The sequence below is a fragment of the Chryseobacterium sp. SG20098 genome (assembly GCF_031844745.1).
GTDB lineage: Bacteria > Bacteroidota > Bacteroidia > Flavobacteriales > Weeksellaceae > Chryseobacterium > Chryseobacterium cucumeris.
Genome location: NZ_CP134622.1, coordinates 19,944 through 43,707, shown reverse-complemented (window position 1 = coordinate 43,707; position 23,764 = coordinate 19,944). Strand labels below are relative to the sequence as shown.

15 protein-coding genes and 2 pseudogenes are annotated in these 23,764 nt (G+C 37.1%); 2 read left to right on the top strand and 15 right to left on the bottom strand.

What is annotated here, in order from left to right; translation table 11 throughout:
* Positions 1–45: 45 nt before the first annotated feature.
* Positions 46–1,548 (bottom strand): annotated as a pseudogene (locus tag RHP76_RS00165) (nitrilase-related carbon-nitrogen hydrolase).
* A 90-nt stretch (positions 1,549–1,638) separates the two neighbouring features.
* Here RHP76_RS00165 and RHP76_RS00160 point away from each other — a divergent pair.
* A complete protein-coding gene (locus tag RHP76_RS00160; RefSeq protein WP_311229198.1) occupies positions 1,639–2,025 on the top strand; it encodes a hypothetical protein in 387 nt (128 codons plus the stop codon).
* Between the two features lie 376 nt (positions 2,026–2,401).
* Here RHP76_RS00160 and guaA read toward each other — a convergent pair whose 3' ends face one another.
* The 10 genes and pseudogenes from guaA to RHP76_RS00110 form a co-directional block, all read right to left on the bottom strand.
* The gene (gene guaA / locus RHP76_RS00155) at positions 2,402–3,931 is read right to left on the bottom strand and encodes a glutamine-hydrolyzing GMP synthase (protein ID WP_062670805.1); all 1,530 of its coding nucleotides are present in this window, start codon (positions 3,929–3,931) and stop codon (positions 2,402–2,404) included.
* Between the two features lie 173 nt (positions 3,932–4,104).
* On the bottom strand, positions 4,105–5,343 hold the full coding sequence (gene purD, locus RHP76_RS00150; protein ID WP_062670807.1) for a phosphoribosylamine--glycine ligase: 1,239 nt from the start codon (positions 5,341–5,343) through the stop codon (positions 4,105–4,107).
* An 89-nt stretch (positions 5,344–5,432) separates the two neighbouring features.
* Positions 5,433–6,950, bottom strand: coding sequence for a bifunctional phosphoribosylaminoimidazolecarboxamide formyltransferase/IMP cyclohydrolase (gene purH / locus RHP76_RS00145; protein WP_062670810.1), 1,518 nt, complete (start codon positions 6,948–6,950; stop codon positions 5,433–5,435).
* Between the two features lie 175 nt (positions 6,951–7,125).
* Complete coding sequence (gene purN, locus RHP76_RS00140) at positions 7,126–7,692, bottom strand: phosphoribosylglycinamide formyltransferase (RefSeq protein ID WP_120230574.1); 567 nt, start codon at positions 7,690–7,692, stop codon at positions 7,126–7,128.
* Between the two features lie 74 nt (positions 7,693–7,766).
* Positions 7,767–8,744 (bottom strand): annotated as a pseudogene (purM, locus tag RHP76_RS00135) (phosphoribosylformylglycinamidine cyclo-ligase).
* 289 nt (positions 8,745–9,033) lie between these two features.
* A complete protein-coding gene (locus RHP76_RS00130; protein ID WP_062670816.1) occupies positions 9,034–9,585 on the bottom strand; it encodes an NADPH-dependent FMN reductase in 552 nt (183 codons plus the stop codon).
* A gap of 37 nt (positions 9,586–9,622) precedes the next feature.
* Positions 9,623–10,351, bottom strand: a complete 729-nt coding sequence (locus RHP76_RS00125) for a pirin family protein (protein ID WP_120230572.1) — start codon at positions 10,349–10,351, stop codon at positions 9,623–9,625.
* A gap of 359 nt (positions 10,352–10,710) precedes the next feature.
* Positions 10,711–12,129, bottom strand: coding sequence for an MFS transporter (locus RHP76_RS00120; RefSeq protein ID WP_311229197.1), 1,419 nt, complete (start codon positions 12,127–12,129; stop codon positions 10,711–10,713).
* Positions 12,129–12,647: a nuclear transport factor 2 family protein gene (locus tag RHP76_RS00115; protein WP_288442407.1), complete on the bottom strand. Its 519-nt coding sequence runs from the start codon at positions 12,645–12,647 to the stop codon at positions 12,129–12,131. The genes RHP76_RS00120 and RHP76_RS00115 overlap by 1 nt, the downstream gene beginning before the upstream one ends.
* A gap of 9 nt (positions 12,648–12,656) precedes the next feature.
* Positions 12,657–14,516: a glycoside hydrolase family 13 protein gene (locus tag RHP76_RS00110; protein ID WP_288442404.1), complete on the bottom strand. Its 1,860-nt coding sequence runs from the start codon at positions 14,514–14,516 to the stop codon at positions 12,657–12,659.
* Positions 14,517–14,719: 203 nt separating this feature from the next.
* Here RHP76_RS00110 and RHP76_RS00105 point away from each other — a divergent pair, with 203 nt between their 5' ends.
* On the top strand, positions 14,720–15,709 hold the full coding sequence (locus tag RHP76_RS00105; RefSeq protein ID WP_062670824.1) for a sterol desaturase family protein: 990 nt from the start codon (positions 14,720–14,722) through the stop codon (positions 15,707–15,709).
* 57 nt (positions 15,710–15,766) lie between these two features.
* Here RHP76_RS00105 and RHP76_RS00100 read toward each other — a convergent pair whose 3' ends face one another.
* The 4 genes from RHP76_RS00100 to RHP76_RS00085 all read right to left on the bottom strand — a co-directional run bounded on the left by RHP76_RS00100 (position 15,767) and on the right by RHP76_RS00085 (position 23,570).
* Positions 15,767–17,923 carry a glycoside hydrolase family 97 protein gene (locus tag RHP76_RS00100; RefSeq protein WP_062670825.1) on the bottom strand — a complete coding sequence of 719 codons (2,157 nt, stop codon included), beginning with the start codon at positions 17,921–17,923 and terminating at the stop codon, positions 15,767–15,769.
* A gap of 79 nt (positions 17,924–18,002) precedes the next feature.
* A complete protein-coding gene (locus tag RHP76_RS00095; protein ID WP_311229196.1) occupies positions 18,003–19,115 on the bottom strand; it encodes a SusE domain-containing protein in 1,113 nt (370 codons plus the stop codon).
* A gap of 16 nt (positions 19,116–19,131) precedes the next feature.
* The gene (locus RHP76_RS00090) at positions 19,132–20,700 is read right to left on the bottom strand and encodes a RagB/SusD family nutrient uptake outer membrane protein (RefSeq protein ID WP_311229195.1); all 1,569 of its coding nucleotides are present in this window, start codon (positions 20,698–20,700) and stop codon (positions 19,132–19,134) included.
* A gap of 17 nt (positions 20,701–20,717) precedes the next feature.
* A complete protein-coding gene (locus tag RHP76_RS00085) occupies positions 20,718–23,570 on the bottom strand; it encodes a SusC/RagA family TonB-linked outer membrane protein (RefSeq protein WP_311229194.1) in 2,853 nt (950 codons plus the stop codon).
* Positions 23,571–23,764: the final 194 nt, after the last annotated feature.

Genomic DNA, 23,764 nt, shown 5'->3' with positions numbered 1-23,764 from the left:
AGTAAAATATCTGCGGCAGCTCCGTTGGAGCTGCCGCAGATATTTTTATTTAAGGTAAGTTTCGTAAAGGTCTTTTCTTCGGTCTTTCATTACCTGAACAGAACCGTTATGATGGAGATCTTTCAACAGATTCAGATCTACATCTACAATCAGGGTCATTTCTGTGTTGGGAGTAGCTTCTCCTTTCACGGCATTGGATGGAAAGGCAAAATCGGAAGGGGTAAATACAGCAGCCTGTCCAAACTGAATATCCATATTATTAACCTTCGGAAGGTTTCCTACGCAACCGGCAATGGCAACGTAGCATTCGTTTTCAATGGCTCTTGCTGCGGCACAGTGGCGTACTCTCATGTAGGCATTCTGAGTGTCTGTAAGATAAGGAACAAACAGAATCTTCATCCCCTGATCGGCCAGAATTCTTGGTAACTCCGGAAATTCCACGTCATAGCAGATGACAAGACCTATTTTTCCGCAGTCGGTATCAAAAACTTTGATTTCATTTCCGCCTTTCATTCCATAATATCTCTTTTCGTTTGGAGTAATATGAATTTTTCTGTATTCATCCATACGTCCATCACGGTGAAGAAGATAGCTTACGTTGTACAATTCATTATTTTCAAAAACAGGCATACTTCCCGAAATAATATTGACGTTGTAACTGATGGCCAGCTCTGAAATTTTTTCTTTGATTTCCTCTGTCAGCTTCGCCAGCTCTATCATACTGTCCCTTTCGGAAAGATTATTGAAGGGAGCCAGTAAAGGCGTGTTGAACAGCTAAGGGAAAAGGACGAAATCAGATTTGTAATCTCCCATTACGTTTACAAAGAATTCTACCTGCTCGTAAAAAGCTTCAATATCTTTAAAATGCCTCATCTGCCATTGCACCAATCCGAGACGGATAATGCTATCCTGCATGGTATTCGGTTTTCTGCTGTAATAAATATTGTTCCATTGCAAAAGAACTGCATTTTCTCGTGAAGCTTCATCTTCCGGAAGATATTTTTTCAGGATTTTTATCGGAAGAAAATTATTGGAAAGCTGGAAAGACAATACCGGATCATAGATCTCCTTATCTCTTACTTTTCGGATATAATTTCTTGCAGAAAGCTCGTGGCTGTATTTGTGATAATTGGGGATTCTGCCTCCAAGAATAATCGATTTCAGGTTTAATAACTCACAAAGTTCTTTTCGTGCATCGTAAAGCCTTCTTCCCAAACGTAACTCACGAAACTCAGGATCTACAAAAACTTCAATTCCATAGAGAACATTCCCCGTTGAAGTATGGGTATTGAATGTATAATTTCCTGTAATATCACTATAGGTATGATCGTCCCCGAATTCTTCATAATTGACGATAATGGAAAGCGCTACAGCAGCGAGTTTTCCGTCAACCGTGATACAAATTTGTCCGTTAGGGAATATTTTTGTCAGTTTATCAATACTTTTTTTGGACCATATAGACTCCGACATCTGTGGGTAGGCCCTTTTCATCGTTTCCGCCAGTTCATCATAATCCTGAAGGGTCAGGTTTCTTGTTTCTATTTGCATTTGATGTAATTTTACTTAAATTTAGTGAAAATATTTTACTTAAATCCTTATAGATAACTACTTCCCCAACTATTTATACAAAATTTAACAGTGGATATCACCGAAATTTTACAAGCAGCAGTTCACTCAAATAATTATTGGAAACACTCTGATTTCAGTTCTGTAATCGAGGCGCTTTCATTTCCTTATCGCAGTGATATAGAAAAGGAAACAGAAAAAATTGCTATTCTAAATTTGGGAAATAAAACTGTGGGATATATCTGTCTGAATTATCCTCTGATTTTTATAGAAAAGCTATATGCTTTACAGGTAAAAAATATTCTGCATACATTTCGTGATATAGAATATATTATTGTCGATACGCTATCTAATCCGTATTTGACTGTAGATCCTGATATTTATAATGCTTATTTTGATTTTATAGAAAACCTGAATGCTTTTTCTGCGGAAGATTTTTATTTTTACAATGTAAATTAAAAATCATTCTTGTCCGATTAAATTAAATTTTTATTAGTTGATGAAACCATACGCAGTAATTTTACTCATAAGCGTCACCATTATGTTTATTTTAAGAATCTTTTATGCTGATACATCAGTCAATGTTTCGCATAATTTAAACTTGTTTTCAGCATCTGAAATAAAACCCCAGGAAGCAAAAAGTTTTATTTACTTCTATTTAATAGGTACTATGTTAACAAGTTATGTCATTTTCCATAAACATATACTCTTCAAGCTGATATATTGCTTGTTAATTGCTTTAAATATTTTACTGATCATTTCTTCATTGAAACAGTTTTAACAAAAAAATCCTACCCAAAATGGGCAGGATTTATATTTAAATTCAAGTCAAAAATTATTCCCACTCAATCGTTGCAGGTGGTTTGCTTGAAATATCGTAAGCTACTCTGTTGATTCCTCTTACTTCGTTGATGATTCTGCTGGAAACGGTATCCAGGAACTCGTAAGGAAGTCTGCTCCATGTTGCTGTCATAAAGTCAATGGTGTTGGCAGAACGTACTACAGCAGTATATTCATAAGTTCTTTCATCACCCATTACTCCTACAGATTTTACAGGAAGAAGTACTACAAATGCCTGAGATACTTTTTCATAAAGATCATTTTTGTATAATTCTTCAATGAAAATATCATCAGCTTCCTGAAGAATTCTTACTTTCTCAGCATCCACAGCTCCCAATACTCTGATTCCTAATCCAGGACCTGGGAAAGGGTGTCTGTATACCAGGTGATGAGGAATACCCAATTCTTCTCCTACTCTTCTTACTTCGTCCTTGAAAAGCTCTCTTAATGGCTCTAATAATTCGAATTCCATATCTTCAGGAAGTCCTCCAACGTTGTGGTGTGACTTGATTACTGCAGATGGTCCATTAACAGACTGGCTTTCGATAACGTCAGGATAAATGGTTCCCTGAGCTAAGAATTTAGCACCTTCAATTTTGTGAGATTCTTCGTCAAATACGTGGATGAATTCATTTCCAATGATTTTTCTCTTTGCTTCAGGATCGTCTACTCCGGCTAGTTTTGAAAGGAATCTTTCTTTAGCATCCACCATTTTAATGTTCATATGGAAATGCTCTCCATACTGATCCATTACTTTTTTCCCTTCATCCTTTCTCAATAATCCCGTATCTACGAAGATACAAGTCAACTGATCACCGATGGCTTTGTGGATCAAAACAGCGGCTACAGAAGAGTCTACACCTCCTGAAAGTCCAAGGATTACTTTGTTGTCTCCTACTTTCTCACGGATTTCCTCAACTGTTTTTTCAATATAGTTAGTCAGTTTCCAGTTTTTCTCTGAGTTACAGATGCTGAAAACGAAATTTTCAAGCATTTTCCCTCCTTCTTCTGTATGAGAAACTTCCGGGTGGAACTGAACGCAGAAGATTTTTTTGTCTTCATTGGAGATAGAAGCAATTACGCCTGATTTCGCATTTAATTCAAAACCTGCAGGCAATTCTCCTACTTCGTCAAAGTGGCTCATCCAAACAACAGAGTTCTGAGTAACTCCTTTTAATAAAGAGCTTTCTTTAACGATCTCTAAGTTGGCTTTACCGTATTCTCCTTTCTCTCCTTTGTTTACTTTTCCTCCTAAAAGGTGAGCCGTCATCTGCATTCCGTAGCAGATTCCCAATACAGGAACTCCCTGCTCGTATAATTCTTTCTCAACCAGGTGAGCATTTTCTGCATTTACAGAACTTGGTCCACCGGATAGGATGATTCCTTTTGGCTGTTTTGCTAAAATATCTTGTAATGGTGTATTGTAAGGCAAGATTTCAGAGTACACACCCATCTCACGGATTCTTCTTCCGATAAGCTGGTTGTACTGGGATCCGAAATCTAAAATAATAATACCGTTGTTCATTTTTGATAATTGATAAATGATGATTAAATTAAAAGCTTTAAGCTATAGGCTTCAGGCAATAAGCTTTCTATAACGCAATAAGCATGCTGCCTGTAGCCTAAAGCTTATTGCTTACTTAACTGTTTTACAAAAAAAGACTTGGATTAGCTCCAAATCTTTTTTCGTGATTTTTATTAAAACTTTCCGATGTCTTCTCTATAGAAGCCGTAATCGAAATGTACGTGACCTGCGTCTTCGTAAACTTTCTTGCGGGCATCTTCGTAAGTAGCTCCTGTAGCCACAATGTTCAGTACTCTACCGCCATTGGAAACTACTTTATCACCTTTGGTGACAGCTCCTGCGTATAACAGTTTACTGTGTTTCAGTTTGTCTTCTCCTGTAATTTCGAAACCTATTTCGATATTTCTCGGATATCCTCCTGAACACATAACAAGGCAAACTGCTTTTTCGTCTTTAAACTTAAGCTCAATGTCTTTTCCTTCCATACAATCCTGAATCACATCCAGAAGATTGTTTTCCATCAACGCCATCAATACCTGAGTTTCAGGATCTCCGAATCTCATGTTGTATTCAAGAAGGTAAGCTCCGTTTTTCGTTACCATCAATCCGAAGAAGATGATTCCTTTAAATCCGAAACCTTCAGCTTTAAGACCTTTGACAGTAGGTTCTAAGATATTTTTCTCAAAATCTGCATAGTGCTCCTGAGTAAATTCCGGGCTTGGTGCTACTGAACCCATACCTCCTGTGTTAGGTCCTGTATCTCCGTTTCCAGCTTTTTTATAGTCTTTTGCTGCTACACATGGAAATAATTTTTCTCCGTTAGAGAAAGCAATAATAGAAGCTTCAAAACCTTGTAAATATTCTTCAATAACTAAACGAATACCAGCATCACCATAGATTCTTCTGATCATGAAATCGTGGATTGTAGCTTCAGCTTCTTCAAGGTTATCACAAATAACAACACCTTTTCCCCCAGCTAAACCACTTGCCTTGATTACCAAAGGATACTGCTGTGTCTGCACATACTCTTTAGCTTCGTTATATGAATCAAATACTACAGCTTTAGCTGTTTTGATATCATAGGTCTGCATAAATTTCTTAGAGAAAGCTTTACTTCCTTCCAGGCTCGCTACTTTTTGAGTAGGCCCGAAAACCTTAAGATCATGCTTTTTAAATTCGTCCTTGATACCTGCTACAAGAGGAGCTTCAGGACCTACGATCGTAAGATCAATTTTTTCTTTAATAGCGAAATCTCTAAGTTCTTTGATTTCTGATAAATGAACATTTTTCCCTATTACATCGGTAGTAGCATTCCCGTTGGCAAAAAACATTTTAGAAATTCTTGAGTCATTCTGAAGCTTTGCCGCTAAAGCAGATTCTCTACCGCCTTCACCTATGATTAATATTCTCATACTTTATTTATTATCTAGTCTTAATTTACAAATATATAATTTTGAATGCTAAAAATACAATCCCTAATTATTTTTTAATTCTATTTTAATTAGTGGAAAAAGTGTCTGACACCTGTAAACATCATTGGAATACTGTGCTCGTTTGCAGCCTCAATACTATCCTGATCTTTTACACTTCCACCGGGCTGAATAATCGCCTTGATGCCTTCCTGAGCGCAGAAATCTACTACATCACGGAAAGGGAAAAATGCATCTGAAGCCAGTACTAAATCTCCTGAGAATTTTTCTTTTGCTCTTTCGATCGCCTGCTGTGTTGCCCAGATTCTGTTTACCTGCCCGCCACCGATACCGAATGCCTGAATTCCGTTGGAAACTACGATTGCATTAGACTTCACATATTTTACTACTCTCTGAGAGAAAAGCAATGCTTTTTTCTGCTCTTCTGTAGGCTGTACTTCAGTTACCACTTTGATATCATCTGAGAAGTGAAGGTCATTATCCTGAACAAGGATACCTCCGTCTACTTTCACCCAGGTCTGTTTGTCAGAAACAGGGTTCACGATTTTGATGATTCTCAGGTTTTTCTTTTTTCTTAAAATTTCAAGAGCTTCTTCATCAAATTCAGGAGCCATTACAATTTCAAGGAAAGTTTTGTTGAGTTCTTCCGCTGTTGCTGCATCAATTTTATAGTTCATTGCAACAATTCCGCCAAAGATGGAAACCGGATCACATTCAAATGTTTTCTGATAGGTTTCCAATGCTGAAGTTCCGATCGCAACGCCACAAGGGGTAGAGTGTTTTACGGCACAACAAGCCATTTCTTCTTTGAACTCAGTGACTACTTTCCAGCAAAGGTCCATATCACGAAGATTGTTGAAAGAAAGTTCTTTACCTCCAAGCTGTTCAAAGTCTTTCATCGCTCCGTTTTCGAAAGTAGAAACGTAGTAAGCTGCTGTCTGGTGAGGATTTTCTCCATATCTTAGATCTGCTACTTTTTTATAAGAAGCATTCAGATAAGTAGGATATTCTTCATCTAAAAGCATTCTTGAAATAGCCGCATCATACGCAGAGGTAAGGTTGAATACTTTTCCTGCAAGTTTTTTACGGGTTTCGATATACGTATCACCGTTTTGCTCCATTTCAATTTTCACTGCTGCATAGTCTTCAACATCAGTGATTACTGTTACAGAATCAAAGTTTTTCGCTGCAGAACGAAGCATTGAAGGTCCACCGATATCGATAAACTCTACTTTTTCATGTAAAGAAATGTCTTTGTTTACATTTTCAAAGAAAGGATAAAGATTTACGATTACCATGTCAATCAGACCAATTCCGTGCTCCTGAACGGTTTTCATGTGCTCTTCATTGTTACGAACAGCCAACAATCCACCGTGAACTTTTGGGTGTAAAGTTTTCACTCTTCCATCCAACATTTCAGGGAAATTGGTAACCTCATCAATCTGAATAGGATTTAAACCAGCGTCTTTCAAATGTTTGAACGTTCCTCCTGTAGAGATCAACTCATAATTCTGAGCTTCCAAAAACTGTGCGAATTCTATTAATCCACTTTTGTCAGAAACACTGATTAAAACTCTCTTTTTACTCATTTTACTTTCAATTTTTTACTTTTTACAGCTATTTCAAACTGTGTCCGGGTCTTTCACCTCCGAACTTACTTTTATTTTACTTAGATTTCTTTTTATTAATGTAACAATGTATCAGTCCAGCAATGTAACAATACCTTCAACATTGGTAAATTGGTACACTGATACATTGTTATATTTATTCATTTCCCAGGACCTTATTGATCGCGATCGGAAATATTTCATATTCAATCTGGTGAACTTTCTGAGCCAGGGTTTCAGGAGTGTCCTCAGCGGTTACTTCGAAAGACTTCTGAAGAATAGCTTCTCCTTCGTCAATCCCTGGTGTCACAAAATGTACAGTTGCCCCACTCTCTATTTCTTTCGCTTCAATAACTGCATTGTGAACGTTCATTCCCCACATTCCTTTTCCTCCGAATTTTGGAAGCAAAGCCGGGTGAATATTGATTATTTTACCATTCCAGTTTTCACAGAATTCAGATTTTAAGATGGATAAGAATCCTGCCAATACGATTAAATCTGTATTTTCCGGGATTACTTTAGCCAATTCACTGCTGAAATTCTTTCCTCTCGGAATGAGTATGTTTTCTATATTGTGATTCTTTGCTCTTTCCAGTCCGAAACATTCTCTGTCTGCTACCACCAGAGTTACTTTTGCATTCCGGATTTCTCCTGAGTCAATAGTATCAATGATTCTCTGCAGATTGGTTCCTGAACCGGATACGAGTACAACAATGTTCTTCATTATTCAGATGTTAGATGTCAGATTAAAGATTACAGACTTACATCTGATATCTAAGATCTGAAATCTGATGTCATTTAAAATTTCAAATTGATTTTCTCTGCTCCTTCAGTGATTTCACCGATTTCGTAAGCGTCATCTAAAAGGTGTAATACTTTTTCAGCATGTTCAGCATCTACAACGATTACCATTCCTACACCCATGTTGAATGTTCCGTGCATTTCTTTAGGATGTTGATGTTAGGGCATCACACTAGGAATTCTGATTTTTGATTCGTCGATAGAAGCACAAAGTCCTTCAGGAATAATTCTAGGAACGTTTTCGTAAAGACCACCTCCTGTGATGTGGGCAATTCCTTCTACTCTTACTTCTTCCAATACTTTGTGAATATCTTTGTAGTATAGTCTTGTAGGAACTAAAAGCGTCTCGTATAATGGTTTTCCTTCAAACTCTTCTTCAAAGTCCGGGAATACTTTTCTTACTAAAGAGAATCCGTTTGAGTGGAATCCTGAGCTTGGCAACGCAATAATTTTGTTTCCTGCTTTGATCTTAGAACCGTCAATGATCTGGTCTTTTTCTACGATTCCTACACAGAATCCTGCAACATCATAATCTCCGGGCTGGTACATTCCAGGCATTTCAGCAGTTTCACCACCAATCAATGCACAGTTGTTATCCTTACAAGCGGCAACCATTCCTAAAACGATTTCTGCAGCGATTTCTGAATCAAGCTTTCCACAAGCCAGATAATCCAGGAAGAATAAAGGTTTAGCACCGTGGCAAAGAATATCGTTGGCACACATTGCGAAGCAATCTACCCCGATAGAATCGTATTTTTTGGTATCTAAAGCTACTTTCAGCTTTGTTCCTACTCCATCTGTTCCTGATACAAGAACCGGATTTTTGTATCCTCCGATTTCATAGAAAGCACCAAAACTTCCCAAGTGGTTCAGTACATTGGAATTGTGGGTTTCACCGACCGCTTTTTTGATCTTGTCAACCGTTTTGTATCCTTCTTCTTTGTCTACTCCTGCTGATTTGTAAGTGTTGCTCATGTCTGCTTAGATTTTTAGATATAGGATTTCAGATCTCAGATTTCAGATGATTCTTATCTTGTATCTGACGTCTTGCGTCTTCTTATCTTTTAATATTTCAATTACTTTTATACTCGATTTTAGAAAACAAAAAAGCCGACAATCTTTTCAGATTATCGGCCGTTATTTTATCTCAGAATTTCAGAGCCCACAACTTTCCCTTTATGAGAAAAACATTGTTTATAGGAGGTCTGAATTTTCATCTCTTTTCTTTTTGCAAAAATAGTAATTTTAAATGAATATTCAAATTCTATTTTTCAAGGATTGTTTCAATGGCTGCAATCTTCTTAATTTTTTCTTTTAACTCACTGTCTTTCTCTTCATTAGAAATTTTCTGAGCGGCTTTATCAAAGTTATCATTAAAGAAAGGAAGAGAAAAAGTTTCCACCACATTTCCTCCGTGGAAAGGGAAACGCTTTGATGCTGCTTCCAAAACACCTGCTCCACCTCTACCTCCGGGAGATGTAGACATCAATAGCATAGGTACTTCGTTCCAAACGGTTCTGTCTTTGATTCTGGATACCCAGTCGAACACATTTTTGAATGCTGTAGAATACGTTCCGTTGTGCTCTCCCAAAGAAACAAGTAATACATCAGCACCGTCAATTTTTGCTGCGAAATCATGAGCTTCCTGTGGAACACCGCCTGCTAATTCTCTTTCGTGTTTATAGATAGGCATTTCGAAAGGGTTTAAATCGATTACTTCTACTTCTGCATTTTCAAATAACGTTGATGCATAGGCTACCAACTGTTTGTTCATTGAAACTTCTGAATTACTTCCTGCTATTGCTAAAATTTTCATAGGTGAGGTTTATTTTTAAGATTACAAATTTAGTTTTTTATTTAAGATAAGACGGCAGTTCCATAGGTACTTCCATTAATAATACTTCAGTGTCTTCCACGGCTTCTATATTAAAGCTCTGTGTATCCCAGATTCCCAACCCGTCTCTTTCATTCAGAACGCGGTCTCCGATTTTTGCACTTCCTTTTAAAACAAATACATACACTCCATTTCCTTTTTTGTTGAGCATATAATTTTTACCGTTTCCTTTTTTAAAGTTGGCCAGATTGAACCATGCATCCTGATGAATCCAAACTCCGTCATCATTTTTATTGGGAGATAAGATCTGTTGGAATCCATTGATTTTCTCTCCTTCTTTGATACTTTTCTGATCGTATCTCGGTTCAACATTCTGTTCTTTTGGGAACACCCAGATCTGAAGGAATTTTACTTCTTCATCTTTATTTTTATTGTATTCGCTGTGCATGACACCTGTTCCGGCACTCATCACCTGGATTTCTCCTTTTCTGATTACTGCTGTGGTTCCCATGGAGTCTTTATGTTCCAGATCTCCTTCCAAAGGAATGGATATAATTTCCATATCTCTGTGTGGGTGTGTTCCGAAGCCCATTCCCTGCGAAACGGTGTCATCGTTCAATACTCTTAAAACTCCGAAGTTGGTTCTATCTCTGTTTTGATAGTTGGCAAAACTGAATGTATGGTAAGAATTTAACCATCCGTGGTTGGCATGGCCTCTTGAATCTGCTTTATGATATACTGTTTTCATTTTCTGTGATTATTTATAGTACAAATGTACGGGATGTAGGTGTTTAAAAAGTTGATGTAGGTTAAGAAAGGAAATTTGGAGAAATTAAAAAGGTTGAGAAAGCTCAGAAAGTGAGGATCATTTTATAGGTCTGATTACGCGATTTTTTTATTTACAGTATGTTTTTAAGGCGCAAAGATTTTATTTGCGATATAAGTATACGAAGGATAGATTTTAAGTTTTGGCTAAAGCCAATTGATGAATGTTTAAAAGAAAAGCGGGCTAAAGCCCGCTCCTATTGAATTTTGTGATGCTATTTTAAATTAAATTTCAAAACACATCACATTACTTATTTCTAACCTCTAGCTTCTATTTTCTAATTAAAAATGTACCTGCTTGATTTCTTCTTCAATTTCCTTAGCGGTTTCATCTTCAGATTTCACAAAAACCATGGTCACTACAGCTCCAATCAGCATGCAAACACCTCCTACAACCACATAATCCATCGCCTGCTTTCCGAAAATCCCGCTTACGATAGGACCTCCGAACAAACCATTGATAATCTGCGGAATCACAATAAAGAAATTGAATATTCCCATATAAACGCCCATTTTCCGTTGTGGAATCACCTCAATAAGCATTGCATAAGGCATTGCTAAAATACTTGCCCAGGCAAAGCCTAATCCAATCATTGAGATCCATAAATTGTTGACATCCTTAATGAAATACATGGAAACCAGTCCCAAACCTCCACACAATAAAGCTAAAGCATGAGTCTGTTTTTTACCAATCAGTTTAGCAATTGGTGTCAATAGAAAGGCAAACGGAATCGCCCAGAGATTGTACATTCCGAAAAGTTTTCCGGTAAGGTCACCTGCATCATTAAATGCCTTGGAATGGGTATCTTCCGGGGAAAGTCCAAAATGATGGGTTGCCAGAGCACTGGTGGTAAATACCCACATGGTAAACAATGCGAACCATGAGAAAAACTGAACAATTCCCAGCTTTTTCATCTGCAAAGGTATTGCTGCAAAGTCTTTAAAAATATCTGAAAACTTAGAGTTATGTTGGTCTGCGTCTTTTCCATCTTCAAAATCAGCAAATTCCTTTGGGGAATATTCTCTGGTTGTCATGATGGTGTATAGAATTGATATGATAAGCAATCCTGCGCCGATATAAAAAGAGTAAATGACATTATCTGCTACAAATCCTGCTGGTGCTTCATTGGAAATCCCCATTTTTGTTAACCAGTCCGGAAGATAAGAGCCTAATACCGCTCCTATTCCAATCAGAATTGTTTGTACAGAAAACCCTATCGTACCCTGATGTTTAGGAAGCATATCACCTACCAAAGCCCGGAAAGGTTCCATGGCAATATTCACTGAAGCATCCATCATGGCTAAAAATATTACCGCTAACAAAAGTGCATTGGCGGCAAACATCTGAGTAACGGATGCTGCATTTGGAAGGAGAACCAATCCTATCGCACACAAAACAGCGCCAATAAGGAAATAAGGCTTTCTCCTTCCCAACGGACTCCATGTATTATCACCCATGTGGCCGATAATAGGCTGAACAATGAGTCCTGTAATAGGAGCCACCAGCCAGAACCAGGATAACTCGTGAACATCTGCTCCTAAATTCCCCAAAATACGGCTCGCATTTCCATTTTGTAACCCGAATGCCATTTGAATTCCCAGGAATCCCATGCTCATATTGATAATCTGGAGCATGGATAGGTCTGGTTTTTTCCTTTTTCCTACCTTCCCATTATCATATTTCCCCATCATGATTGCCATTACAACTTTAGTTTTTGAATTAATGCATCTTCGATAGGGGTCTTCTCAATAACCACTTTATCTACCACCTCATTAGGTACTGTCACAGAAAGAACATATTGCTTAACCTTCCAGTTTCCGTTGATTTTCTCTACCACTCCCGAGCCTCTGCAGATCTTCATCTGGGTATCCAGTAATTCATCAAACCAAGCCAGTTTTCCGTCTTTGCTGAAGTAAATATTTCTTTTAAGGGCCTTAAAATTCCAGGTTTTCTTTTTGTCGAAATAAGGTTTTGCCCATACCATAAATGCTTTTTTGTCCCAGATTTCAGTAGCGTCTGTACCGATAAAGGTAGATTCATCTGCAAACAGATTAAAATAGGCATCATAATCCGCCTTTGCTGCCATTGTATTGAAGGTATCAAGCATGGTAGTGATTTCCGATTTTTCTTTTTCAAATCCGGTCTTCGACTGTGCTGTAAGTAAAGAAAATCCCAGTAAAAAAAGGATTAATGTATAAGCAGTCGTTAGTTTTTTCATAGGTAATTATTATTTTTCTAATTCAATGATGAATGGTGTCTTTGCAGGGATATTCATACTGTTTTGTAATGAAATTTCTTTTCCTGAAATTACTTCTTTTCCTTTTGTATATCCATTCAGTGATTCTGCGAATCTTTTCAGATCTAACGTCTGATCTTTTTCATTATTGTTGATGGCCACCATTACACTTTCTTTTTCATTATATCTGAAATACACAAAAACGCCATCCTGAGGAACGAAATTTTTAGTTTTTCCATGATGTATCACGTCTTTACCTTTTCTCCAGTTTAATAATTTCTGAGTAAACCGGAAAAATTCTTTCTGCTCCGCAGTTTGAGCGGATGGATTGAAAGCGTTTTGTGTATCAGATTTCCAGCCTCCTGGAAAATCCCTGCGGATATCCGCATCACCACCAGTTTTTTTATCACCTCTCATTCCTATTTCTGATCCGTAATAAATCTGTGGAATTCCTCTTACTGTCGAAATCAGAGTGAGTGCCATTTTATAGGCATCAGGATTTGCATTAAAGATTTCATTCCATCTTTCGGTGTCATGATTTTCAAAGAAAACAAGGGTATTATTGATATCCGGATAAAGGAAATCGCTGGTAAAAGAATCGTAAATACGGATCATTCCTTTATCCCAGCTTTCTTTTTCTTTAAGGGCTTTAGGCATGTTTTCAAACAGCATAAAATCCATCACCGATGGTAAATTTGAATTGTAATTTTCTATCGCCCCGATCTTCGAATTTTTCTGCCACGCGGCAATTTGAGCTGCTGTATACAGCCATGTTTCCCCTACGATATTGAATTTCGGATATTCATCGGTAATCGCCTTTGCCCATTTTGCCATGGCGTCTTTATCATTGTAAGGATAGGTATCTACACGAAATCCTCCCAGCTCGGCATATTCGATCCACCAGATAGCATTTTGGATCAGATATTTCAGGACCAATGGATTTTTCTGGTTGATATCAGGCATCGTTGTATCAAACCATCCGTCCAGGGCATATTTTTTATCAATATCCGAAGCATTGGTATCAAACTGTGTCGTCGTTTTATAGTTTGACCGTTTAAATCCTTTTTCTCCTTCATCAAACCAGTGTATCCAGTCTTTGGAAGGAAGATCTTTAATCATCCAGTGGGAGCCGCCCCAGTGATTGGTTACATAATCCATCACTAACATCATCTTTCGCTTATTTAGCTCCTGGGATAATGTTTTATAATCTTCGTTGGTACCGTAGCGTGCATCAATTTTATACAGATCGGTCTGAGCATAACCGTGATAGGAATACACTTTTTCGTTATCCTCATTCACGGGAGTCAGCCAGACTGCTGTAGCTCCTAAATTCTGGATATAATCAAGATTATTGATAATCCCGCGGAGATCTCCTCCATGTCTGCCGTTGGGAAGACTGCGATATGCTTTTTCGGTAAGCTCCGGTCTTGAATCATTCTTCTCATCACCATTGGCAAAACGGTCCGGCATGATCAGATACATGAGATCTTTTGAAGTAAAAGATTCGCGATCGGCAGATCCCGGATTTCTTTGTTTCAGCTCATAAGTGTATGAACCCATATTCTTTTTGCCTTTCTTAATATCGATAGCAAACTTCGGAACGTTTATTTCGTTGGTATTGACTGTAATAAAAACATAGTTAGGATTATCTACTTTCCTTATGTCTTTGATCTGTATGCCATCTGAAAGCGTAATCTCGTTATTAGCCACTTCTTTTCCGTATACAAGAATCTGAAGTTCAGGATTTTTCATCCCCTTCCACCAGAAAGCAGGCTCTACTCTTTCCAGATTTTTCTGGGAAAAAGCAAAAGAAGCTATCGAAAGGGCGAATGCTGCATATATTGTCTTCATATTAGTGTTCAATTTAGCATTAAATTTTCATATATACGTTCAAAAATGTAACGGAAAGTCTCTTTTTTTAATCTTCATTTCTATAAGATTATCAGATTAAATGACTTCATTTTAATTTTTATAAAGAATAATTAAATTTTTCACAAAAAATTCATGCACAAAGTTAATTTCCCATGCTTTTTATGTTTAGTTTTATAGAAAAAATGTTGGATTTCAGCAATATGTTCAAAACTGAAGGACCGGATGTTGTTTACACATGGACAATTCCTGTTTTTGCTGCTATAATTTTCCTTGAAATGGCCTACAGTCATTTTAATAAAGAGAAAATATATGAGACAAAAGACGTAGCAACAAATGTCCTTTTCGCCTTGCTTAATTATGGACTAGATATCATCATGAAGGGTTTCTCCTTATTTGTTATGATGTTTTTTTACCAGCACCGTCTTTTCGACTGGCAGGAGGGGATCTGGTACTGGATTGCCGTATTCCTGGCTCAGGACTTTGCGTATTATGTTCATCATTATGTAGATCATCATTCCAGAGTTTTCTGGGCGGTACATATTACTCATCATAATTCTGATTATTTCAATATCAGCACGGGATTCAGAAGCCCTGTATTTCAGCCGTTGTACAGGTATTTATTTTTCTCTCCACTAGCTTTCATGGGTTTTCATCCGTGGCATATTCTGGTAGCCTACTCTTCTATACAGATTTACGGCACGTTTGTACACACCCAATCGATTAAAAGTATGGGATTTTTAGAATATATCCTGGTGACACCTTCTCATCACAGGGTACATCACGCCTGCAATATCAAATATCTGGACCGCAATATGGGAATGGGACTGATTATCTGGGATAAAATTTTCGGGACTTTTGAAAAAGAAGATCCTGAAGTTCCTGTAAAATATGGAGTTTATCCGAAAATAAAATCCAAAGATCCCGCAACGATGCTTTTCTATGAATGGAGAAGAATAGGGAAAGATATCAGACAGCCGGGAATTTCTTTTAAAGACCGCCTAAAATATCTTTTTTATTCGCCGGGATGGAGACATGACGGAACTGGAAAAACCGTCAAACAGTATCAGAAAGAATATAAAGAGAAAATAAAAACTCCTGTTAAAGTACAGGAACAACTATTAGAATCTGAAAATCAATATTCCCAGCTGATTCAACACGCAGAGGATAAATAAAAATACCCCGGCCATCGAAAATCCGATAAACCGGGGCACCTTAGTGTATCTTTACAATTATTTTACTGGTTTAATTGAAATTGCGAAACCGCCGCTTCTTACCATTTTAAAATTAATTTTCGACTTACTTGTAATCTCTTTTTTGTAGATGTTATAGCTTTGAGGGTTATCGATATAATCGGCATCTTTTCCATCTTCATAGATGGTTGCCTCATATTTCTTTCCTTTATCCAGGAATGAGAAGTCTACAGTATACTCACGTTTGTTTTCATCCGTGATACCTCCTACAAACCAGTTTTCAGTGCCTTTTGCTTTTCTCGCTGTAACTACATAATCACCAGGCTCAGCAGCTAAGATTTTTGTATCATCCCAATCTGCTGCAACATCCTTAATAAACTGGAATGCATCCATATGCTTTTTGTAGTTCTCGGGAAGATCCGCAGCCATCTGAAGCGGCATATACATCGTTACATAAAGTGCTAACTGCTTTACCAGAGTAGTTTTTACAAAACGGTTATCTCCAGGGAAATAATAGTCAAGTTTTGTCTGGAAAATTCCCGGCGTGTAATCCATAGAACCTCCCATCCATCTTGTAAAAGGAAGAACCGTCTGATGATCCGGCTTATTTCCTCCGAAAGCTTCATATTCCGTTCCACGTGCTGCTTCTGCAGAAATATAATTTGGATAAGTACGGCTTTCTCCTGTAGGACGTACGGATTCGTGAGAATTCACCATGATTTTATAGTCGTTTGCTTTTTCTGCAATTCTATAATAATGGTTGATGGTCCATTGAGAGTAATGATGTTCCCCTCTAGGAATGATATCTCCTACATATCCTGTTTTCACAGCATCATATCCATATTTATTCATGGTTTGGAAAGCTTTATCAGCCCATCTTTCATAGTTTGTCGCAGAACCTGAAGTTTCATGGTGCATGATCAGCTTGATTCCTTTTGAATGCGCATATTCATTCAACATTTTAATATCAAAATCCGGGTAAGGAGTAATGAAATCGAAAACAAACTCTTTTGAATGTCCGAACCAGTCTTCCCAACCGATGTTCCATCCTTCGATCAACAATCCCTGGAATCCGTTTTCTGCTGCAAAGTCAATATATTCTTTAACTTTTGTATTGTTGGCAGCATGTTTTCCGTTTGGAGTTAATTTTGCAAAATCTGTTTTACCTAAATGGACATTTTCAGCGGTAGAATAAGCCCATTGTGATTTTCCGATAATCATTTCCCACCAGACTCCCATGTATTTTGTAGGGTGAATGTAAGAAGTATCGGTGTACTTTGTAGGCTCATTAAGGTTGAAGATCATTTTAGAATCCATCACCTGCTCTGCTTTCGGAGCTACAATAATTGTCCTCCAAGGCGTTACTGACGGAGTCTGAATGTATCCTTTCGCTCCCTGTCTGTCGGCAGTCAAATGCGTTTTGAATTTAAAATTCTGTGCATCTACCTCAAGGTGTGAAGCCGGATAATCCAATACAGCTGCTTCTGCAACGTTAATATACAATGGCTCTTTTCCTTCTTTTTTAAGCATCAATGGAGACTGCACTGCATTTTTCACCAATGACTGTGAAGCGTTGGCATCATATGCTTTATCCCATTTTGAAGGGATTTCGGATACTTTTGTTTCCTGATACTGATACTCCTGAGAGTCATAATCTGCAACCATCCACCATGCCTTCATATCGGTAGGGAAATCGATTTCAGAATCTTCTTCTCTGATGACGAAATAATTAAGGTTTTTCTGTTGTGGGAATTCATATCTGAAACCCAATCCATCATTGAATAATCTGAACTTTACCACAATACTTCTGTCTGTAGAAGCCTGATTCAGGGTGACTGCCAGTTCGTTGTAATGGTTGATATAATTTTTCTTTTCTCCTAAAACCGGCTGCCAGGTTTCATTTTTGGAGTCTCTTTTTTCATCTGTCTTTGCAAAACCGTTGTTCAGATCGTATTTTGCATCTTCTGGTTTGGCAATCTCAGAAGCGAATTTTATGGCTGTGTCTTTAAATAATCTCAATCCCAATTTAGAATCTTCCACCACTACTGCCCCATTGTATTTCAGGTTATAGTAAGGTACTCCTTCTTTCAGCTGAAAGTTCATTTCGAACTTTCCGTCCGGAGATTTTAAAGATTGGGCTTTCACACCTGTAAACATCATTGAGAGCAAAAGTGCTCCAACTGTAATTTTCTTCATAATGACTATTTATTAACTTAAAAAATAAAGTGCTGCGGTAAAGCAGCACTTTGCTTTATTTTAGTTTGTTTAGTTTAATTTACAATTTAGTAATGGTTAACTTGTAATATGCTGAATTGTGTAGATCCAGTTCAATTTTATAATTACCTGCCTGTGAAACTTTATATCCAGGATCTCCTGTAACAGTTCCCTCTGAGCTTAAATAGGTCTGAACACCTGTCCCTGAAACTAAAGTCTGCTCTGCATCTTTTGGCTGGAACTTTATTGCCCAATCATCATTGGCTCTGAATTTAAATACTCCGGTATTGGATAAAGCAATTGAATTGATAACATAGGTTTTGGTTGCAGGATTGTATACAAAGTCAGTATCTGATCCCCATCCCGTAGGCGTTGCATCACCAATAACTCCGAAGTTTGCTAATGTAGCAGAATAGGTATTTGCTGCCCAGTCTACTTTTAAATAATAAGTTCCTGCTGTAACAGCTTTTATGTTAACCTCTCCTGTTTCCACTAATTTCCCTGTAAAAGTACCATCGTCTCCTTTATCTCCTGTATAACTTTGATTGATTGTAAACTTATACTCACTGTTAGGATTGGTAACATAAATAAAGCCTCTGTACTTGTCATTTTTCTCAGGTGAAAACAAATTCGGTGAGTTCGCTGGATCCCAATCTGCATATCCTGCTGCTCCGGCATATCCTCCGGGAACATTGATCTTTGGATATATAAGGTCCGGATTTGGTTTATATCCTGTCATATTCACAGTAACTACGTTTGAATAAAAGAAAGTAGTACTGTTTAATGCAGTTCTCATTCTCACTTCAATAGGCTTAGCGGTATCCGGAGCTACATTTAACTGAGCGAGGATATTATTAAGCTGCAAATGGGTAAGTGAGAACGTTTTCTGGTCTGAAGGCAGATCCTGGAGTACATTTGTTGCGAAACTGGTTCCGGCAACTGCAAACTGTAGAGAATTGTTGAAACCTACACTTGGAGTAAAAGTTGGATTTTCCCAGGTAACAGTCAGTGCATTTTGTCCTGCCTTCGTTTCATCAAGTACTACAGAAGTTTTATCTGAAGTTATTTTAGCCTGTGAAGTGTTATTTAACTCTAGTTTATCATCCTCTTTAGAGCATGAGATAAGGTATAAACCTACCAGAGCCACTAATAAAACGTTGAATATTTTTTTCATTTTTTAGTTTTTTAAATTAATAACCTGGATTTTGAGTTAAATTAGGGTTTGCCTGAAGGGCTGTTGTCGGTATTGGAAACACTTTATAGTTATCTGAAATAGATGTACCATTTTTAACACCTCCTTTCCAAGGCCATAAATAAGAAGATCCGGTAAACATTCCATATCTGATAAGATCCTGTCTTCTTACACCTTCCAAATTCAGCTCACGTGCTCTTTCATCCAGAACAGACTGTAATGTAATTGAGCCTAATGCAGATGCTCCTGCTCTGGCTCTCACCTGATTTACATATGTTAAAGCCTGGGCTGCATTAGCTGAAGCCGCTCCTCGAAGGGCACATTCTGCATAAATAAGGTATGCATCACTTAATCTGAATAAAGGGAAATCTGTTGATGAGAAAGCTGTGGCTCCACCTGTTCCATCAGAATTTTTATTCCAGAATTTATCTGAAGGGAAACCGTTATTCCAGGTTTTGTAATCATCCATTTCCCACTGATGCCCCTGAGTCCAGAATAATCTCGCTCTAACATCATTACTATTCTTAAGATCAGTAGCATTATTACCAAATAAGCCATACCATGCTTTTGTAGCTCTGTGTCCGGCCCATCCGTCAGTCGCCCCAAAATTTGCTAAAACCATTGTTTCTGTACTCAAGCTTCCATTAACAAGGTAGGTTGTATTTCCATAACTCTGGCTAGAAACCGCATCTGCAATTAATGGGAAAATTATCTCTTTTGAAGTATTATTATCTGCTGAGAAATTTTTTCTGAAATTAGATTCTAATTGATATCCGCCTTCATTAATAACTTTCGTAATATAAGTACCTGCATCATTATATCTTGCTGTCCCCGTATAAACTTCAGCATTTAAATATAACTTTGCCAACAACATTCTCACTACTGATTTATTGGCTCTTCCGTAAGAATTAGAAAGAGGAAGCTGGGCCTCAATTGCCAACAATTCACTTTCTACATAATTGAACAAATCTTTTCTTGAAGTTTCTGGTAATGGTGTACTTGAGTTAAAGTTATCATCTGTAACCAAAGGTCCTTTTCCAAATAAATCTATCAGATAATAATAAGAGAGGGCTCTCAGGAATCTAAGTTCATTAATAACCTGGTCTTTATTAGCATAATTAATATTGCCTTTTTTCATGATCAGGATCAGGTTGGTAGACTGTGGAATGGTATAATAAATTCTATCATATACATATTTAAAAAATTTATTATTACTGGTCCAGTTTGTGGTAGTGGTAAGTTGATCCAAGCCATTATCCCCCCACCTGTTTTTCATTGCATCAGCAGTAAAGTCATTCAAATTTACAATACCTCTGATAAAAGGTGATTCTCCCGCATTAGCTCCTTCTATGTCAGATTTATCCGGACCTTCCACACTGGAAAGTGCGAAACTTGCATATAATCTTGAAAGCAATCCTTCAACTGCTTTGGGATCTTGCTGTAATAGATTTTCTAGGGTCAAATCATATTTTGGTTCTGTATCCAGATCATTCAAACAAGATGTAGTAACAAAAGCCAACATAGAGGCTATTGCAATGAATTTTATTTTAAATTTAATGTTTTTCATTTCTCTAATTTTAAATTTTAGAAATTAAAATTGAAACCAAGTGTATATATTCTTGGTCTTGGATAAAAATTATTATCAATGGCATTGAAGTTTTCAGGATCTTGTCCTTTATATTTTGTGATAACAAATGCATTACTTACAGAACCATATATTCTAACATTCGTAATGCCAAACATATTCTTAACAAGATATCCAATTGTAGCATTGTCTAATCTTAAGAATGAGGCATCTTCCAAAAAGAAATCAGAAAAATATGTATTGTCTGTCAAATTCATAAACGGTGAATTTGCTGTATAATTCAGAACATTATTCAGAGCCACATCATTTTGCGGAACAGCATATGATTTAAAGCCTTGTGCTAGTTTTCTTGAATTAAATACCTTACCTCCTATCTGTCCTCTGAAATTAGCACTCAAGTCCCAGTTCTTGTAATTCAGTGTAGTACTGAATCCGTAAGTCCAGTTAGGTCTTAAAGCGGTATAATATCTGTCATCGTTATTGATTTTACCATCACCATTTCTATCAACATATACATCTGGTAAAGGATTTCCTGCACTGTCATATACCTGCTGGAATACCCAAGCGGAATAAGGCTGATATCCCTCCACATGATATGCCAGCTGTGTTCCTGTGCCTACAGGAAGCCCCCCATCCTGTGCAAGAAGGACCGATTCAAGTTTTGTTACCTTTCCTTTATTATAAGATATATTTCCAGAAATACTCCAGCTTAGGTCTTCTCTTTTTATAGGAGTAAACGTTAAGTTGGCTTCAAATCCTCTGTTATTCATTTCCCCTACATTATCAACAAAGCTGTTTGTCAATCCCTGTCCTGGTGGTATAGATCTTCTAGCCAGAAGATTTGTAGTTTTTCTGTCGTATACGTCAAAGCTACCGGTTAGCATACCATTTTTCAGAATTGTGAAATCTAAACCTCCGTTAATTGTTGTGGTTGTTTCCCAAGTAAGATTTTCATTAAAAGGGAGTGCACTATAAGTTCCTATTGCAGGAAAGTATTGGGAGTTTGTGCTTCCAATCTGGAACAACGGTCTTGATGGATAGAATCCTACAATACCGGTAATATCCTGTTGTCCTGTTTTCCCCCATCCCAATCTAAGCTTAAGCTCTCTAACTGAAGAAACATCCTTCAGGAAGTTCTCTTCATTCAGTTTCCATGCAAAACCTACCGCCGGAAAGTACCCCCATCGGGAATCTTTTTTGAACAGTGAAGATGCATCTGCTCTGAATGTAACAGTAAATAGGTATTTATTTAAAAGATCAATATTAGATCTGGCAATAAATGATTGTAAATTTAATTCATTCAAGTATTTATCCTCAGGATTCAAAAAAGGTAATACAATTGGAACTCTTAAACCCGTGCTCGGATCTCCGTCATCATATTTATAACGATCTTTATCTCCTTCATTTCTGAAATTCTGATATGAATATCCACCCTGGATCAGGAAATTAGAGATAAATCCTGAAAGCTTTTTGTTATATACCAAATAAGCATCCATCGTTTTATTGGAAATATTTTGTATTTCACGATAATCAATACCAGGATTGAAAACGTAAGGTGCTGAACCATCTGTAGGCAACTTGTAAGTTTGTATTGCGTTATTACCAAATATTGTTTTAAGATCAGATTTTGATGATTCCAATCCTAAATTCAATACAGCCCTAAGATCCGGTAAAAAATGCATTTTATAATCAAACTCAACATTTCCTAGAAATTTATTGACCCTTTGAGGCGCAGAACGCTGTAATAAAGCTGCTACGGGATTATCCTGTCCAATTTTTTTATAAGGGTTCTTATTATTATCAATATTCTGATAATAGCCTCCAAAGTCAACTCCATATGGAAGATTATTTGAATAAATAGGTAAAGTTGGATTAATATTAATAGCACCACCAATGGCTGCACCTGCATCAATAGCATTTAAGTCGGAAATAATCCCTTTTGCGTTAATATCAACTTTTAAATGGTTATCAAAGAATGTAGGGGTTATTTTCAAAGACCCTGAAAATCTTTCATAATCACTGGTCTTTACTACTCCTTCAGTTCTGTTATATCCTAATGATAATCTAATCGGAAGTTTTTTGAATAAGTTTCCTGAAATACTTAAGTTATTATCACTGGAAACAGATGTTCTATAGATCGCTCTTTGCCAATCGGTATCATATATTTGTCCCGGAGTTGTAGGATTGTCAGGACTTCCACCTACACCCAATCTATAATTATACTGAGGATAGTAGGTATTGATGTAGTTGACGAAGTCTGAAGACTTCATTACATCCATATACTTTGTTACTTCACCTACCGATACATTGGTACTTAAATTAATTTTCAGCTTTCCACCTCCTTTTTTAGTAGTAATAATGATGACACCGTTTGAGGCACGGGAACCATAAATTGCGGTAGCTGAAGCATCTTTCAAAATCGAAAAAGATTCAATATCATTCGGGTTTACCAGATTCAAAGGGTTTCCAACACCAGCAGGATTACTGGAATCAAGAGGAACTCCGTCAATTACAATCAATGGATTATTCTGGGCATTCAAGGAAGCTCCACCTCTGATCCTGATGTTTGGTTTTGAATCCGGAGAACCTCCATCGTTAGTAATTCTTACACCGGGAGCTTTACCGTTGATTAGCTGATCTGCAGATACAATAGCTCCTTTATTAAAATCTTTCTCAGAGACCGCAGTGATAGAACCTGTAAGGTCAGATTTCTTCTGCTTCCCATATCCTACTAAGACAACTTCCTCTATTTTCTTCTCCTGAGGAAGAGAATCTTTTTTCTGCGCATGTATTACTGTACTGGCCAGTAAAAAAGCGGGCGCGATTTTTAATACTGTTGTAAAATTCTTCACAATCTTATTTTTTATAGTTTCGTTTTTCAGTCATATTTTGGCCCAGAGCCAGACTCGCAATTTAAAAAAAAATTAGAATTATTATAAATTTAATATAATTTTAGTTAAAATTATGTATATTACGAAACCTATTTTAGTTAGTTTTTTAAAATCCAATAATTTACAACGTCTTATGCATTACATAATATTTGTTT

What these genes read in the sequence shown, in the direction of transcription:
- RHP76_RS00100 (WP_062670825.1), bottom strand. Translation starts at nt 17,923, where the DNA reads ATGAAGAAAATTACAGTTGGAGCACTTTTGCTCTCAATGATGTTTACA.
- purD (WP_062670807.1), bottom strand. Translation starts at nt 5,343, where the DNA reads ATGAGAATATTAATCATAGGTGAAGGCGGTAGAGAATCTGCTTTAGCG.
- RHP76_RS00110 (WP_288442404.1), bottom strand. Translation starts at nt 14,516, where the DNA reads ATGAAGACAATATATGCAGCATTCGCCCTTTCGATAGCTTCTTTTGCT.
- purH (WP_062670810.1), bottom strand. Translation starts at nt 6,950, where the DNA reads ATGAGTAAAAAGAGAGTTTTAATCAGTGTTTCTGACAAAAGTGGATTA.
- RHP76_RS00090 (WP_311229195.1), bottom strand. Translation starts at nt 20,700, where the DNA reads ATGAAAAACATTAAATTTAAAATAAAATTCATTGCAATAGCCTCTATG.
- RHP76_RS00125 (WP_120230572.1), bottom strand. Translation starts at nt 10,351, where the DNA reads ATGAAAACAGTATATCATAAAGCAGATTCAAGAGGCCATGCCAACCAC.
- purN (WP_120230574.1), bottom strand. Translation starts at nt 7,692, where the DNA reads ATGAAGAACATTGTTGTACTCGTATCCGGTTCAGGAACCAATCTGCAG.
- RHP76_RS00115 (WP_288442407.1), bottom strand. Translation starts at nt 12,647, where the DNA reads ATGAAAAAACTAACGACTGCTTATACATTAATCCTTTTTTTACTGGGA.
- RHP76_RS00095 (WP_311229196.1), bottom strand. Translation starts at nt 19,115, where the DNA reads ATGAAAAAAATATTCAACGTTTTATTAGTGGCTCTGGTAGGTTTATAC.
- RHP76_RS00130 (WP_062670816.1), bottom strand. Translation starts at nt 9,585, where the DNA reads ATGAAAATTTTAGCAATAGCAGGAAGTAATTCAGAAGTTTCAATGAAC.
- RHP76_RS00120 (WP_311229197.1), bottom strand. Translation starts at nt 12,129, where the DNA reads ATGGCAATCATGATGGGGAAATATGATAATGGGAAGGTAGGAAAAAGG.
- RHP76_RS00105 (WP_062670824.1), top strand. Translation starts at nt 14,720, where the DNA reads ATGTTGGATTTCAGCAATATGTTCAAAACTGAAGGACCGGATGTTGTT.
- guaA (WP_062670805.1), bottom strand. Translation starts at nt 3,931, where the DNA reads ATGAACAACGGTATTATTATTTTAGATTTCGGATCCCAGTACAACCAG.